The organism is Roseomonas sp. KE0001, assembly GCF_016107285.1.
Taxonomy (GTDB): domain Bacteria; phylum Pseudomonadota; class Alphaproteobacteria; order Acetobacterales; family Acetobacteraceae; genus Pseudoroseomonas.
In genome coordinates, this window is record NZ_RCVQ01000002.1 from 544822 (window position 1) to 557325 (window position 12504).

Annotated in this window: 11 protein-coding genes; 4 read left to right on the forward strand and 7 right to left on the reverse strand. The window is 70.0% G+C overall.

All coding sequences use genetic code 11. From position 1 onward, the window contains the following. Window positions 1-43: 43 nt before the first annotated feature. From D9598_RS06090 to D9598_RS06115, 6 genes are all read right to left on the reverse strand, one after another. A complete protein-coding gene (locus D9598_RS06090) occupies window positions 44-946 on the reverse strand; it encodes an NAD(P)-dependent oxidoreductase (RefSeq protein WP_198365484.1) in 903 nt (300 codons plus the stop codon). After that, entirely contained in the window at window positions 943-2262 is a 1320-nt protein-coding gene (locus tag D9598_RS06095) for an LLM class flavin-dependent oxidoreductase (RefSeq protein ID WP_198365485.1), read from the reverse strand. The genes D9598_RS06090 and D9598_RS06095 overlap by 4 nt, the downstream gene beginning before the upstream one ends. 10 nt (window positions 2263-2272) lie before the next feature. Then, on the reverse strand, window positions 2273-3064 hold the full coding sequence (locus D9598_RS06100) for an ABC transporter ATP-binding protein (protein ID WP_198365486.1): 792 nt from the start codon (window positions 3062-3064) through the stop codon (window positions 2273-2275). A gap of 11 nt (window positions 3065-3075) precedes the next feature. Beyond that, window positions 3076-3897 carry an ABC transporter permease gene (locus tag D9598_RS06105; protein WP_232476933.1) on the reverse strand — a complete coding sequence of 274 codons (822 nt, stop codon included), beginning with the start codon at window positions 3895-3897 and terminating at the stop codon, window positions 3076-3078. 4 nt (window positions 3898-3901) lie between these two features. Further along, window positions 3902-4882: an ABC transporter substrate-binding protein gene (locus D9598_RS06110; protein ID WP_198365488.1), complete on the reverse strand. Its 981-nt coding sequence runs from the start codon at window positions 4880-4882 to the stop codon at window positions 3902-3904. 64 nt (window positions 4883-4946) lie between these two features. Beyond that, entirely contained in the window at window positions 4947-6164 is a 1218-nt protein-coding gene (locus D9598_RS06115) for an MFS transporter (protein WP_198365489.1), read from the reverse strand. 73 nt (window positions 6165-6237) lie between these two features. Here D9598_RS06115 and D9598_RS06120 point away from each other — a divergent pair, with 73 nt between their 5' ends. The 4 genes from D9598_RS06120 to D9598_RS06135 all read left to right on the forward strand — a co-directional run bounded on the left by D9598_RS06120 (window position 6238) and on the right by D9598_RS06135 (window position 11207). Next, complete coding sequence (locus tag D9598_RS06120; protein ID WP_198365490.1) at window positions 6238-7251, forward strand: substrate-binding domain-containing protein; 1014 nt, start codon at window positions 6238-6240, stop codon at window positions 7249-7251. A 589-nt stretch (window positions 7252-7840) separates the two neighbouring features. After that, window positions 7841-9439, forward strand: coding sequence for an ABC transporter substrate-binding protein (locus tag D9598_RS06125; RefSeq protein WP_198365491.1), 1599 nt, complete (start codon window positions 7841-7843; stop codon window positions 9437-9439). Between the two features lie 39 nt (window positions 9440-9478). Continuing rightward, complete coding sequence (locus D9598_RS06130) at window positions 9479-10312, forward strand: polysaccharide deacetylase (protein ID WP_198365492.1); 834 nt, start codon at window positions 9479-9481, stop codon at window positions 10310-10312. Window positions 10313-10400: 88 nt separating this feature from the next. After that, complete coding sequence (locus D9598_RS06135) at window positions 10401-11207, forward strand: SDR family NAD(P)-dependent oxidoreductase (protein WP_370591944.1); 807 nt, start codon at window positions 10401-10403, stop codon at window positions 11205-11207. On the opposite strand, the gene D9598_RS06140 is transcribed toward D9598_RS06135, so the two are convergent. After that, window positions 11127-12485, reverse strand: a complete 1359-nt coding sequence (locus D9598_RS06140) for an LLM class flavin-dependent oxidoreductase (RefSeq protein WP_198365493.1) — start codon at window positions 12483-12485, stop codon at window positions 11127-11129. The two genes, D9598_RS06135 and D9598_RS06140, sit on opposite strands and share 81 nt — an antisense overlap. Window positions 12486-12504: the final 19 nt, after the last annotated feature.

Here is a 12504-nt window from a genome sequence, read left to right on the forward strand (position 1 = left end):
GGCGGCGACCCGCGGTGATGGGCCGGGGCCCGGCGCGGCGCCATCAGCCGGGCGTCGCCGCCAGCCTCGCGGCATAGGCATCCAGCACGGCATCGGCATCATAGCCGGGTCGGGCGAGGAATGCCGCCCGCAGGTCCAGCGCGGCGGAGGCGCGCAGGCGGGCGGCGGTCGCCTCGGTCATCAAGGGCTCGAGGCCGAGCTCGCGCAGGCAGTCGGCGACACCGTCCATCTCCACCGCGCGGCGGCCGGCATGCAGCACATCGGTGCGCAGGCACATTTCCACAAAGTCCGAGAAGCGCGTGGCATCCATGGGGCCACAGATGCCAGCCAGTGCCTCCTGCCGTACACCGGCCAGGCTGGCCGCGGTCATGGCCTCGACCACCAAGGCCTCGATACCCTTGGTCACCACGCTGCGCAGCATCTTCACGGCGGCGGCCGTGCCCGGACTGTCGCCGGCGACCTCGATGGTCAGCCCCAGCGGCGAGAAGAGCGCGGCGAACCGCGCCGCCCCGTCGCCCGAGCAGTAGAGCGGCACGCCGGCACCATAGAGCCCGACGGCCCCCATGAGATTGGCATCGACATAGGCGCCGCCGCGGAGGTTGACGGTGACGGCGACGTCCTGCTTGGCGCGTGGCGTGGCGGCGTTGATATCGACCACCAGCATGCCGGGCCGCAGCGCCGTGGCGATGGCCTGGCCAACCGCCGGCGCAGCGGCCACCACCACGGCGGAGATGACGACATCGACTGCCGCCAGCAGCTCTTCCAGACTGTCCCGCAGCGTGACGCCGAGGGCGGCGGCCTCGTTGCGGAAATCATCGGGGTAGGGCGGACGATTGGTGCTGCCCGCGCAGAAGGCCTGGACCCGCAGGCCCTGCGCGCCGAGATGGCGGGCGAAGCAGCGGGCGGCCTCGCCGAAGCCGACGAAGCCGATCACGGGCGCGCTCATGCCGCCTCGCGCAGATGGCCGCGCAGGGTCGTGGCGGCGTAGTGGCGGCGCAGCAGGCCACGGCGCTGCAGGATCGGCACGACCGCGCGGGTGAACTGCTCCCAGGTGCCGGGCGAAACGGTGGGGGTCAGGACGAAGCCATCGCAGGCGCCGCCGGTGAAGATCGCCTCCATCTGGTCGGCCACGCTCTCCGGCGTGCCGACCAGCTGCGGCGCCAGCTCGCTGGTGGCGTAGCGGCGCGCCGCCTCGCCCAGGCTCAGCCCTTCGGCGCGGGTGCCCTGGAGGATCACGTCGAAGGACCCGCGCGAGCCTTCCGGCAGGTCCAGATCCTCCACCGGCCGGTCGGGCGGGAAGCGCGAGAGATCGGTACCGATATGCGAGGAGGTCAGCGCCATGCCCAGCTCCGCATCGACCAGGCTGTTGACGTAGTCGGCCTTCTCGCGGGCGATGGATTCCGTCTCGCCGATGATCGGATCGACCGAGGGCAGCACGGCGCAATTGTCCGGGTCGCGGCCGTGCCGGGCCACGCGTTCGCGCGTGGCGGCGCGGAAGCGGCGCATGTCCTCCGCGCTGTGCTGCAGGGTGAAGACCAGCTCCGCCCAGCGCGCGGCGAAATCCAGGCCGGGTCCGGAGGAGCCGGCCTGCATCAGCACGGGATGGCCCTGCGGCGTGCGCGGCACGGTCAGCGGCCCGCGGCTGCGGATATGCCGGCCCTCGTAATGCGCGTAATGCACCCGGGCGGGATCGGCGAAGCGGCCGGATTCCCGGTCCAGGATCAGCGCGTCCGCCTCCCAGCTGCTCCACAGCTTGAGACAGGCTTCCACGGCCTCATGGGCGCGGGCATAGCGCTCCTCCCGGCCGGGGATGGCCTCCATGCCGAAATTCCTCGCCTCCAGATGGCTGGCCGAGGTGACGATGTTCCACGCCATGCGCCCACCGGAGAGAATGTCCAGCGTGCCCAGGGTGCGGGCGATCTGATAGGGGTGGTGGAAGGTGGTGGAGAGCGTGGCGCCCAGGCCGATATGCCGCGTGGCGCGCGCCATCATCGCCAGGATCGGCAGCGGGTCCAGCAGGCTCAGCGCGCCGCCTTTGCCGAGCTGCGTGGCGTAGCTGCCATTGTAGTAGTCGTAGAGCCCCAGCACATCGGCGAAGAACAGCGCGTCGAAGCAGCCCTGTTCCAGCGTGGCCGCGGTGCGCTCGTACCAGCCGGGGTCGAGGAAGCCCAGCTCGGCCTCCGGATGGCGCCAGCCGCCATGATGATGGCAGGTCGGCCCCGCCTTCAGGAAGGCAACGAGGCGCATGTGACGTTTCGGCATGACGCGATCCTTAGGCGAGGCGGGAGGCAGCGATGTGACGGGTCACCTCCTCCTCCACATGGTTCCACACCGCGCCCTTCAGCGCGGCGTATTCGGGCGAGGTCTGCACGGCGACGCCGCGTGGGCGCGGCAGCGGATTGTCCAGGATGGCCTTGATGCGACCCGGACGTGCCGACATCACCACGATGCGGCTGCCCAGGATCAGGGCCTCGTCGATATTGTGCGTGATGAAGACGATGGTCTTGCCGCTTTCCGCCTGGATCCGCAGCAGCTCCTCCTGCATCACCTGCCGCGTCATGGCATCCAGCGCGGCGAAGGGCTCGTCCATCAGCAGCACTTCCGGGTCGGCCGCCAGGCAGCGCGCGATGGTGACGCGCTGCTGCATGCCGCCGGAAAGTTCCGCCGGGTAGTGCTCGGCGAAGCCGGCCAGCTGCACCATGCCGATGAAGCGCTCGGCCAGCGCGCGGCGCTCGGCGCGCGGCACGCCGCGCATACGTAGCGGGAATTCGACGTTCTGCCGCACCGTCTTCCAGGGGAACAGCGCATAGGACTGGAAGACCATGCCGCAGCGCGGCTCGATGCCGGTGATCGGCGCGCCGCGCAGCAGAACGCGGCCGCTGCTGGGCGGGGTGAAGCCGGCGAAGATGCCCAGCATGGTCGACTTGCCGCAGCCTGAGGCGCCGAGCAGGCAGAGCAGCTCGCCTTCCGCCACCTCCATCGAGAGGTTGCGCACCGCGACCAGCTCGTTGCCGCCGATGGCATAGGATTTGGAGACGTTCTCCGCGACGAGAATCGGTTGCATCCTGTCGTTCCTCAATGCCGCCGGTGGCGTTCCCAGGGCAGCAGCGCGCGTTCCAGCCGCGTCGCCACCAGATCGGCCAGCAGCACGGTCAGCGAGATCGCCACCATCCCCACGAGGACCTGGGTCATGTCGCCCCAGTCCTTGCCTTCCCAGATCATGGCGCCGAGCCCGTTATGGGCGGCGACCATCTCGGCCGAGAGCACGCAGGACCAGGCGATGGCCAGCGTCACCTTCAGCCCGGCCAGGATGCCGGGCAGGGCCGCCGGCAGGATCACCTCCCGCATCACCGTCAGGTCGCCGGCACCCAGGTTGCGCGCGGCGCGCACCAGCAGCGGATCGACGCGGCGCGTCGCCTCATGCGTCGCCAGTAGGATGTAGATCCAGCAGCCCAGGATGACGATGGCGACCTTCTGCGTCTCGCCGATGCCCAGCCAGAGGATGGTCAACGGGATCCAGGTGATCGAGGGCAGCGGCCGGAGCAGGGAGATGAAGGGCGTCAGAACCGCGCGCACCGGGCCGCAGACCGCCATGGCGATGCCCAGCGGCACCGCGATCAGGGCGGCGATGGCAAAGCCGGCGAAGACGCGGGCCGAGGAGGCCAGGATGGCCGCCACCAGCTGGCCGGAGCCCAGCAGCCGCCAGGTGGCCTGCGCCACCTCCACCGGCGAGGGCAGGAAGAGACGGGCGACCAGCCCGGAGGCGGTGGCGCCCCACCAGCTCAGCAGGAAGAGCGCGACGGCGACGGCACCCAGCAGCGGCTGGCGGATGGTGCCGGCCAGCCTGGGCAGGCGCGGCGTGGCAGCGGGAGCCCGCAGGCTCAGCGGCGCGGCCATCGGCTCACTGCCCCGCATCGATGAAGCTGTCATCGGCCCAGCGCGCGGTCTCGGGCCGCGTCGGCAGGCGCCCGGCCTCGTGCAGCAGATCGGCCAGATACTGCATCTGCTCGGTATGGAGTTGCATGTGGGCCTTGCGGCCCTCGCTGCCGTAGAAGCGGAAGTCGCGCAGCGCCGCGGTCAGCTGCTCCGGCGTCTGGCGGAAGTGGTGCGCGACGGCGACGGCGGCCTCTTCCGGCTTCGCGATGGTGAAGTCCGCGCCTTTCAGGATGGCCAGCGCCAGTCCCCGCGCCTGGGCCGGCTGCGTCCGCACCAGTTCGCGCGAGATGATCAGCACATCGGGCGAGGCCATGGTGCCGAAGCGGCGGAAGATCGCCGTGTCACGGTCGGTGCCGAGCAGCTTTCCGTCCGGAGCCGCCTGCTTCAACCGGTCCAGCAGCGGCTGCCAGACACAGGCGGCCTGGATGTCGCCATGCGCCAGGGCCGGCGCCATCTCGGTGCCCTGCAGGCTGCGGTATTGCAGATCCTTCAGCGCCATGCCGGATTCCGCCAGCAGACCCATCAGCGTCACCTCGGCCGAGGCATTGGCGGCGACGGGCTTGCCGCGCAGATCAGTAATGCTGGCGATGCCGGGCCGCGCCCAGCAGCCTTCCTGCCCGGGTGCGTCATCGACATTGCCGAAGAAGGAGAAGCTCTCGTTGCCGCGGGCCATCTCCGCCAGCACGGCGGTGCGGCCCAGATTGCTGAAGGCGGCGCTGCCGGCGGCGATGGCGCGGATGCGATCGGCGGAGTTGACGATCACCTGCAGCCGCACCTCCAGCCCCTGCTCGCGGAAGAAGCCCTTCTCGATGGCGACCAGGATGGGGACCTGGCCGGTCCAGGTGACGGAGCCGGCGAAGTCCAGTCGCGGCAGGGTCTGAGCCTGGGTGGGGGAAGCGTGCAGCAGGCCGAGCAGCAGAAGGAGGGTCGGGAGGCGGAACCGCATGGCTGGTCTCCTGGAGAGATGCGGCGAGCCTATCGAGCCGGGCGCGAGCTTTCAATGAACCGGTTCATGAAATGGCTAATTTTTTTGCAGCCGCGCGCCGCTGCCGGTCCAGCAGCAGCAGCAGGAGCGGCGCCGCCCAGGCCGCCAGCATGCTCAGCCCCGCCAGAAGCCCCATGCCGAGAAGCCGTCCCTGTGCATCCTCAACCAGGAGCAGGGCCGAGACCCCGGCCCCTGCCGCCTGGGCCAGGCTGGTCACCGCCGCCGCCAGACACTGGTAGGTCAGCCGGTCCTCGGGCCGGCTGAGCTGGGCCGCGCTGGCCTGGGCCACGGTGCTGCGCGCCAGCTGCCCCGCCAGGACCAGCCCCAGCAGCGGAACCGCCAGCGCCGCCCCGGGCGACAGCAGGAAGGTCCAGCCCAGCAACAGGGTCAGTCCCCCTCCCACCGTCAGCGCCGCCGGGAGCGCCCCCAGCCGGTCCATGGCCCAGCCGGTGGCCTGGGTGGTGCCCAGCGCCAGCCCGCCGCCCAGCAGGTAGATCAGCCAGAGCCGCGTCTCCTCCACGCCCAGGTTGCGCAGCGCATAGGTGCCGAGGTGCGGCGAGATCAGCAGCGTGCCGAAGGAGGCACTGGCGATCAGGGCGAGGCCGGTCAGCCCGACGGGCTGCCGCAGCAGCGCCATCATCCCGCCGGGCGAGGGGCGCGGCGCCGATGCCCCGGCCTTCGGCCCCGGCAGCGCCGCCATCCCCGCCAGCGACAGCAGGCAGAGCGCGGCCAGCGCCAGGAAGGAGGGGCGCCAGCCCCCGTCGGCGACCAGCGCCAGGACCATCGGCAGGCCGAGCACCAGCGCCAGCCCATAGGCGGACACCACCAGGCTGACCGCCTGATTGCGCCGTGCCGGAGCCACCATCTCCGGAATCAGGGCGAGGACCGCCGCCAGCAACGGCCCCGCGCAAAGCCCGGAAAACAGTCGCGCCGCCAGGAGGGCCGGGAAGCTGGGCGCGAGCGCCGCCGCCGCCGAGCCCAGCCCCAGCCCGGCCAGCGCCCAGGCCGCCACCCGCCGCCGCTCGCAGCCACCCAGCAGCAGCGCCGCCAGCAGCCCGCCAAGGCCGGCCGCCAGCGCGAAGACCAGGCTCGCCAGCGCGGCCCGTGCCGCCGGGATTGCCAGATCCTCGGCCAGGAAGGGGGCTAGTGGAAAGGTGATGACCGAGGCCAGCGCATTGACGAAGGCCACGGCGCCCAGCAACACCAGGGGCACGAGGCCGCGAAGGCCGCTCGGGGGGCGCATGGCGGTGTTTCCGTCCGTGAGAGTGACATGATATGAACCGGTTCATTATAGGGCGGTCAAGCAGGGGGCGCCGGTGCCGACGCCACGGGTGAAGCTGAAGGATGTCGCCCGCATGGCCGGGGTGGCGGTCGGCACCGTCTCCCGCGTGCTGAACGACAACCCCACGGTCGCCGAGCCGATCCGCTGCAAGGTGCACGAGGCCGTCGCCCGCCTGGGCTACCAGCTGGATCCGGTGGCGCAGAGCATGCGTGGCAACCGTAGCCGGCTGGTGGCCTGCGCCATCCGTGACTTCGACATCCCCCGCTTCGGTACATTCATCCGCGAGGCGGAGCAGGTGCTGCGCGTCGCCGGCTACACGCTGCTGCTGTCCAGCACCACCAACAGCCCCGCCGTGGAGGTCGCCCTGCTGCGCGCCTTCGAGAGCCGCAAGGTGGAAGGCGTGATGATGACCGTCAGCGACGAGCGCAACGCCGAGGTGCTGGCGGCGCTGGCGCGGGCGCCCATGCCAGTGCTGGCGATCGATCGCGACCGGCTACCCGGCATCGACCGTGTGGCGGCGGACCATCGCAGCGGCGCCGTGGCGGCGATGGCGCATTTGCTGGAGCTGGGGCATCGGCGCATCGCCATGCTGGTGGGCGATACCCGGGCCTTCCCCTCGCGCAGCCGGGTGGAAGGCTTCCGCCAGGCCCTGGCCGCCGCCGGGGTCGCGCCGCAGCCGCGCCTGCTGCGCGACCGTGTCCTCACGGCCGAGGATGCCTTCCGCGAGACCATGGCGCTGATGAACCTGCCAGAGCCGCCGACCGCCATCTTCGTCGCGGCGATGGACATGCTGGGCGGATGCCTGCGCGCCCTGCGCCAGCTAGGCAGCCAGGTGGGGCGGGATATCTCGCTGGTGGCGGGGTCGGATTCGGAGCTGGCGGAATTGCACGAGCCGCCGGTTACCGCGATCTCGTGGGACCTGGCGGCCATGGGGCGGCATGCGGCCACCATGCTGCTGGAACGGATGGGCTCGGCCGAGGTGGAGGTCGGCCGGTCGCTACTGCTGCCGACGCAACTGGTGATCCGGCGCAGTTGCCGGGCGCCGTGACATCCGGGCCATGCCGAGAGGATGTCGCGCCGCTTGGCCGCCCGCGAGCGCGGAAGGCGGCAAAGATCTGCCATTGCAATCGAACGCCGCCGGATGTGAGCGCTGCGTGGTGGCGCGACAAGCGTGTCGCCGGAGTGGCCAGGCGCCGGCCCCGGCTGAAGCGCCGCCATCGCCGATGGCGCCTTTGACCGCGACAGGGTTACGGGTGCCGCTGCCGGGTCAACAGGGCTTCGAGCTCCTGCCACCCCCTCCCGGCTGGCTCCGCGGTGGGTGGTGAAGAAAACCTTCGGCCGGATGACCCGCGGACACCGCCCTGGTTCGCGATCAGGAACATTGCTGCGATATCTCCGAAGCGCCGTGACCCATATCGGCATGGGTGCCCCTGCTTCAGGCGAGGATGCCATCCATGGCCATTTCCGAATGGCCGGGCCGCAGAAGGTCGCGACGCGACGTCCGACCAACGTCGCCGGGAAGCTCTCCCGCTTGCTCCGCAGGCGCGGGACGTGGACGATCCCCATCCCAGAACAAGAACCGGGAAACAGGTCTCGCCAGGCGCAGCACGGCCTTTCCATGGGTGAGGATGCAGGCGATGAGACACGACACTTGGACGCGCCGGGCCATGCTGGCAACGGCCGTGACGACAGCGGGAAGCGGCATGGCGCGGGCACAGGCGGCGGAGCGGCCGCTGCGGCTGGTGGTGAATGCCGGGCTGCAGGTTCTGGACCCCATCGCCGGCACCTCCTTCGTCACGCGCAACTTCGCCTACATGGTGTTCGACACGCTGGTGGCCATGGACAGCCAGGGCATCATGCGGCCGCAGATGCTGCAGGGCTGGAAGGCCAGCGATGACCGGCTGACCTACAACTTCACCCTGCGCCCGGGCCTGGAATGGCATGACGGCCAGCCGGTGACGGCGGAGGATTGCGTTGCCTCCCTCAAACGTTGGGGGGCGCGGGACTCTACCGGGCGCCGGCTGATGGGCGCGGCCCGATCCCTCCGCGCAACAGCCACGGACAGCTTCGTGCTGGAGCTGGCGCGACCTTTCGGCGGTGTCATCAGCGCCCTCGGCAAGCCCAGCGTGCACGTGCCCTTCATGATGCCCGCGCGTATTGCCGCCAACACTCTACCGACCGTGCCGGTGAAGGAGATCATGGGGTCCGGCCCCTTCGTCTTCCTCAGGAACGAATGGGTGCCGGGTGAGAAGGCCAGCTTCCGCCGCAACCCGCGCTACCGCCCGCGCGAGGAGCCGGCGGACGGTCTGGCGGGTGGCAAGCGCGTCTTCATCGAACGCGCCGAGCTGCTCAGCATGGACGACCCTTCCATGCGCGTGGCGGCACTGCAAGCGAACGAGGTGGACTACCTCGAATACGCTCCCTTCGACTATCTGCCCATCCTGCAACGCGACAGAGGCACGACGCTGGCAAAGCCGGGCGGCATCGCGCAGATCATGGGCGGGCTCGTGCTCAATCACGCGCAGCCGCCCTTCAACGACCTCAAGGTACGGCAGGCGCTGCAACTGGCGCTGGACCAGGGCGGGATCGTCGCCGCGCACGGCCTGCCGGAGGGGATGTTCCTGCCGCGCTGCCAGTCCATGACGCTCTGCGGCACGCCGCTCTCCTCCGAGGCGGGCGGCGAGGCGCTTCGGCCCGACATGGAGCGGGCCCGCGCCGTGTTGCGCGAGTCCGGCTACGACAACGAACGGGTGGTGCTCCTGGATGCTCAGACATCCTCGCTGATCCATCCCATGGCCATGGTGGTGTCGGACCAGATGCGCAGGCTCGGACTGAATGTCGATCACCAGGTGATGGACTGGGCGACCGCCGCGCAGCGCTGGCTGAGCAGCGAACCGGTGGAGCGTGGCGGCTGGAGCGCCGTGCCGGTGGTCTATACCGGCTTCGACATGGCGGACCCGCTGGTGAATGTGGGCATCAGCTACAATGGCACCCGCGCCGCGCCCTGGCTGTATGACGACGCGGCGCTGACACCGTTGCTGCGCGAGTTCGAGGCCGAGCCGGAGGACAACATGGAGCGGCGGCGCGCCCTGGCGGCCGAGATGAACCGCCGCGCGCTGATCAATGTCAACATGCCGCTGACCGGGCAGTTCTCCAGTCCCGCCGTCTGGCGCAGCGAGCTTCAGGGCGTCATCGACTTCGGCTTTCCCGTGCTGTGGAACATCCGCCGGGCCTGAGTGCCAGGCCATCCGGCAGACCAGAACAAGGACTTTCCCATGCCTCGTCATATCGCCTGCCTGTCCTATGATTTCGACACCTGGTCCGGCTTCGCCGCGCGCGGCATGACGACGCCGACGCCCATCTCGCGCGGCGAGTTCGGCGTCGTCGGTGCGCGCCGCATCCTCGACCTGCTCCGCAGCCGCGGCATCAAGGGAAGCTGGTACATCCCCGGCGTGGTGATCGAGACCTACCCCGAGGCCTGCGCGAGGGTGGTGCAGGAGGGGCACGAGATCGGCCACCATGGCTGGAGCCACGTGCCGCCCGCCGAGCTTCCCGCCGAGGTGGAAGCGGAGGAATTCGCCCGCGCCATCGAGTCCATCCGGCGCCTGACCGGCAGCAAGCCGGCCGGCTACCGCTCCCCCGCCTGGGACCTCAGCGAACGCACCATCGACCTGCTTCTTCGGCACGGCCTGCGCTACGACAGCAGCATGATGGGGCATGACTGCGAGCCCTACTTCGCCCGGCGCGGCGACCGGGTGGCCGTCGACGAGCCACTGATCTTCGGCGAGACGACGGACCTCGTGGAGGTGCCCATCAGCTGGTCGCTCGATGATCACCCGCATTTCGAGTTCTTCCGCACCAAGGCGGGCGTCATGCCCGGCCTCGCCAATGCGAGCGCGGTGCTGGAGAACTGGCTGGCTGATTTCGAGTACATGTGCCGCACCAGCGAGTGGGGCGTCATGGTCTATACCTTCCACCCGTATGTCAGCGGCCGCGGCCACCGCATGATGATGATGGAGAAGCTGATCGACGGCCTAGCGGGCATGGGGGCCGAGTTCCTGACACTGCAGCAGGTGGAACAGGAGTTCCGCAATCGCCAGGTGGGCTGAGAATGGCGCAGGCATCGCGCTTCTCCGGCCGCGCGGCCATTGTAACGGGCGCGGCGGGGGCATCGGGGCCGCGACGGCGCGCCGGCTGGTGGCCGAGGGCGCCAGGGTCCTGGTGACGGACCGCTCGGCGGAGGTGGAAGCCGTCGCGCGCGAGATCGGCGGCACGGCGCTGCTGCTCGACGTCAACGAAAAAGGGGCGGGGGCGAAGCTCGCCGCCGCCGCGCCGGAGGCCTTCGTACGCCGGGATGCGCTGGTGAACAATGCCGGCATCGGCGGCAGCCGGCCGCTCGCGGAATCCGATGACGACCGCATCGACCGCTCCATCGACACCAATCTCAAGGCGGTGCTGCGCATGACACAGGATTGCCTGCCGCACCTTGCCCGCCCGGGCGGGCGGATCATCAATGTCTCCTCCATCTTCGGCCTGGCAGGCTACCCCGGCTCGGCGGCCTATGCGGTGGCCAAGGCGGGCGTCGCGCAGCTCACCCGGCAATTGGCCTGCGACCTGGGGCCGGACGGCATTCAGGTGAACGCCGTCGCGCCGGGCATGATCGAGACGTCAATGACGGCGGATCATCTGAGGGATCCCCGCTACCTGGCCAACATGCTCACGCCGACGCCGTTGCGCCGCAGTGGCAAGCCGGAGGAGATCGCCTCGGTGGTCGCCTTTCCGACGTCCGACGATGCCTCCTTCGTCACCGGCCAGGTGCTGGTGGTGGATGGCGGCTGGCTGATCTCCCGCGCCGCGCTCGCCCCCGGAGGGAGAGCCCGCATGAGGCGCCATGGCTTTCCTCGCCACCAGTCTCGCCCCTGGTTACCTGGCGGCCGAGGCCGCGGCCTGCCGCGCGGCCACGTGGCGATTCACCGGCCATTTCAGTCCGAGATTCTCCCGTAGCGTACGGCCCTCATAGGCTGTGCGGAACAGCCCGCGCCGCTGCAACTCGGGCGTGACGAGCTCGACGAAGTCCTCGCAGCCGCCGGGAAGCTGATTGGGCGTGATGTTGAAGCCGTCGCAGGCACCGCGGGTGAACCAGTCCTCCATCACGTCGGCCACGTCGCTGGCGGTGCCGATGACGCAGGAATTCCCCTCGCCCGCCATCTGCCGGCAGAGCTGGCGGATCGTGAGGTTGTGGCGGCGGGCGCGGGCCAGGATGCGCTCGGCGGCGCTGCGCACCTGCGGCTCGCCCCGCGGCTCCGGGACCGGCCCATCCAGATCGTGTCCGGTCAGGTCGCCGAACTCGTTGTAGACCCGCGCCAGCCCGACCAGGGGATCGAGCAACTCTTGCAGCCGGTCGAACTTGGCCTGTGCCTCCTCGCGCGTGCGACCCACGATCGGGCGCAGCGCCGGCATGATCTTCAGCTCGTCCCAGTCGCGGCCATGCCGCGCCAGCCGGCCCTTCACGTCGTCATAATAGGCCTTGGCATCGTCGATGGTGTCCTGTGCGGCATAGATCACCTCGGCATGGGCGGCGGCAATGTCGCGGCCTTGCCCAGCGGCGCCGGCCTGGAACAGCACCGGGCGGCCCTGCGGCATGTCCGCAAGGTTCAACGGTCCCTTGACCTTGAAGTGCTTGCCGACATGGTTGAGCTCGTGCATCCGGTCCTCGTCGTAGAAGAGGCCGGATTCGCGATCATAGATCAGCGCCCCGGGCTCCCAGCAGTCCCAGAGACCCTTGACGACCTCGACGAACTCGGCGGCGCGCTCGTACCGCGTGTCATAGTCGAGATGCCGGTCTCGGTTGAAGTTGCGACCCTCCGCATCGGACCAGGAGGTGACGATGTTCCAGCCCGCGCGACCCTTGCTGATCAGGTCCAGCGTGCCGAACTTGCGCGCGATGTGGAACGGCTCATTGTACGTGGTCGAGGCGGTGGAGACGAGACCTACATGCTTCGTCACCATCGCAAGCGCGGGAAGCAGCGACATCGGCTCCATCTCCGCAAGCTCGAAGCCGGAGCGGGCGAGCGAGCCGGGCGGCAAGTCCTTCTCGCGGATGGCGATGCCATCGGCGAAGAAGACCATGTCGAACAGGCCGCGCTCCGCCGCCTGGGCCGTGCGGACATAGTGCTCAATGCGCAGTGTGCCATCGGCCGGCACGTCCGGGTGGCGCCATGCGGCGGGGTGATAGCCGAGGCCGCGCATGGACATGCCGAGCCGCATCTTTCGTTTCTGCATACGAGATCTATCCTTTCTG

Excerpts from the sequence above, each read along its gene's own strand:
- D9598_RS06090 (WP_198365484.1), bottom strand. The coding sequence starts at position 946 with ATGAGCGCGCCCGTGATCGGCTTCGTCGGCTTCGGCGAGGCCGCCCGC.
- D9598_RS06095 (WP_198365485.1), bottom strand. The coding sequence starts at position 2,262 with ATGCCGAAACGTCACATGCGCCTCGTTGCCTTCCTGAAGGCGGGGCCG.
- D9598_RS06100 (WP_198365486.1), bottom strand. The coding sequence starts at position 3,064 with ATGCAACCGATTCTCGTCGCGGAGAACGTCTCCAAATCCTATGCCATC.
- D9598_RS06105 (WP_232476933.1), bottom strand. The coding sequence starts at position 3,897 with ATGGCCGCGCCGCTGAGCCTGCGGGCTCCCGCTGCCACGCCGCGCCTG.
- D9598_RS06110 (WP_198365488.1), bottom strand. The coding sequence starts at position 4,882 with ATGCGGTTCCGCCTCCCGACCCTCCTTCTGCTGCTCGGCCTGCTGCAC.
- D9598_RS06115 (WP_198365489.1), bottom strand. The coding sequence starts at position 6,164 with ATGCGCCCCCCGAGCGGCCTTCGCGGCCTCGTGCCCCTGGTGTTGCTG.
- D9598_RS06125 (WP_198365491.1), top strand. The coding sequence starts at position 7,841 with ATGAGACACGACACTTGGACGCGCCGGGCCATGCTGGCAACGGCCGTG.
- D9598_RS06130 (WP_198365492.1), top strand. The coding sequence starts at position 9,479 with ATGCCTCGTCATATCGCCTGCCTGTCCTATGATTTCGACACCTGGTCC.
- D9598_RS06140 (WP_198365493.1), bottom strand. The coding sequence starts at position 12,485 with ATGCAGAAACGAAAGATGCGGCTCGGCATGTCCATGCGCGGCCTCGGC.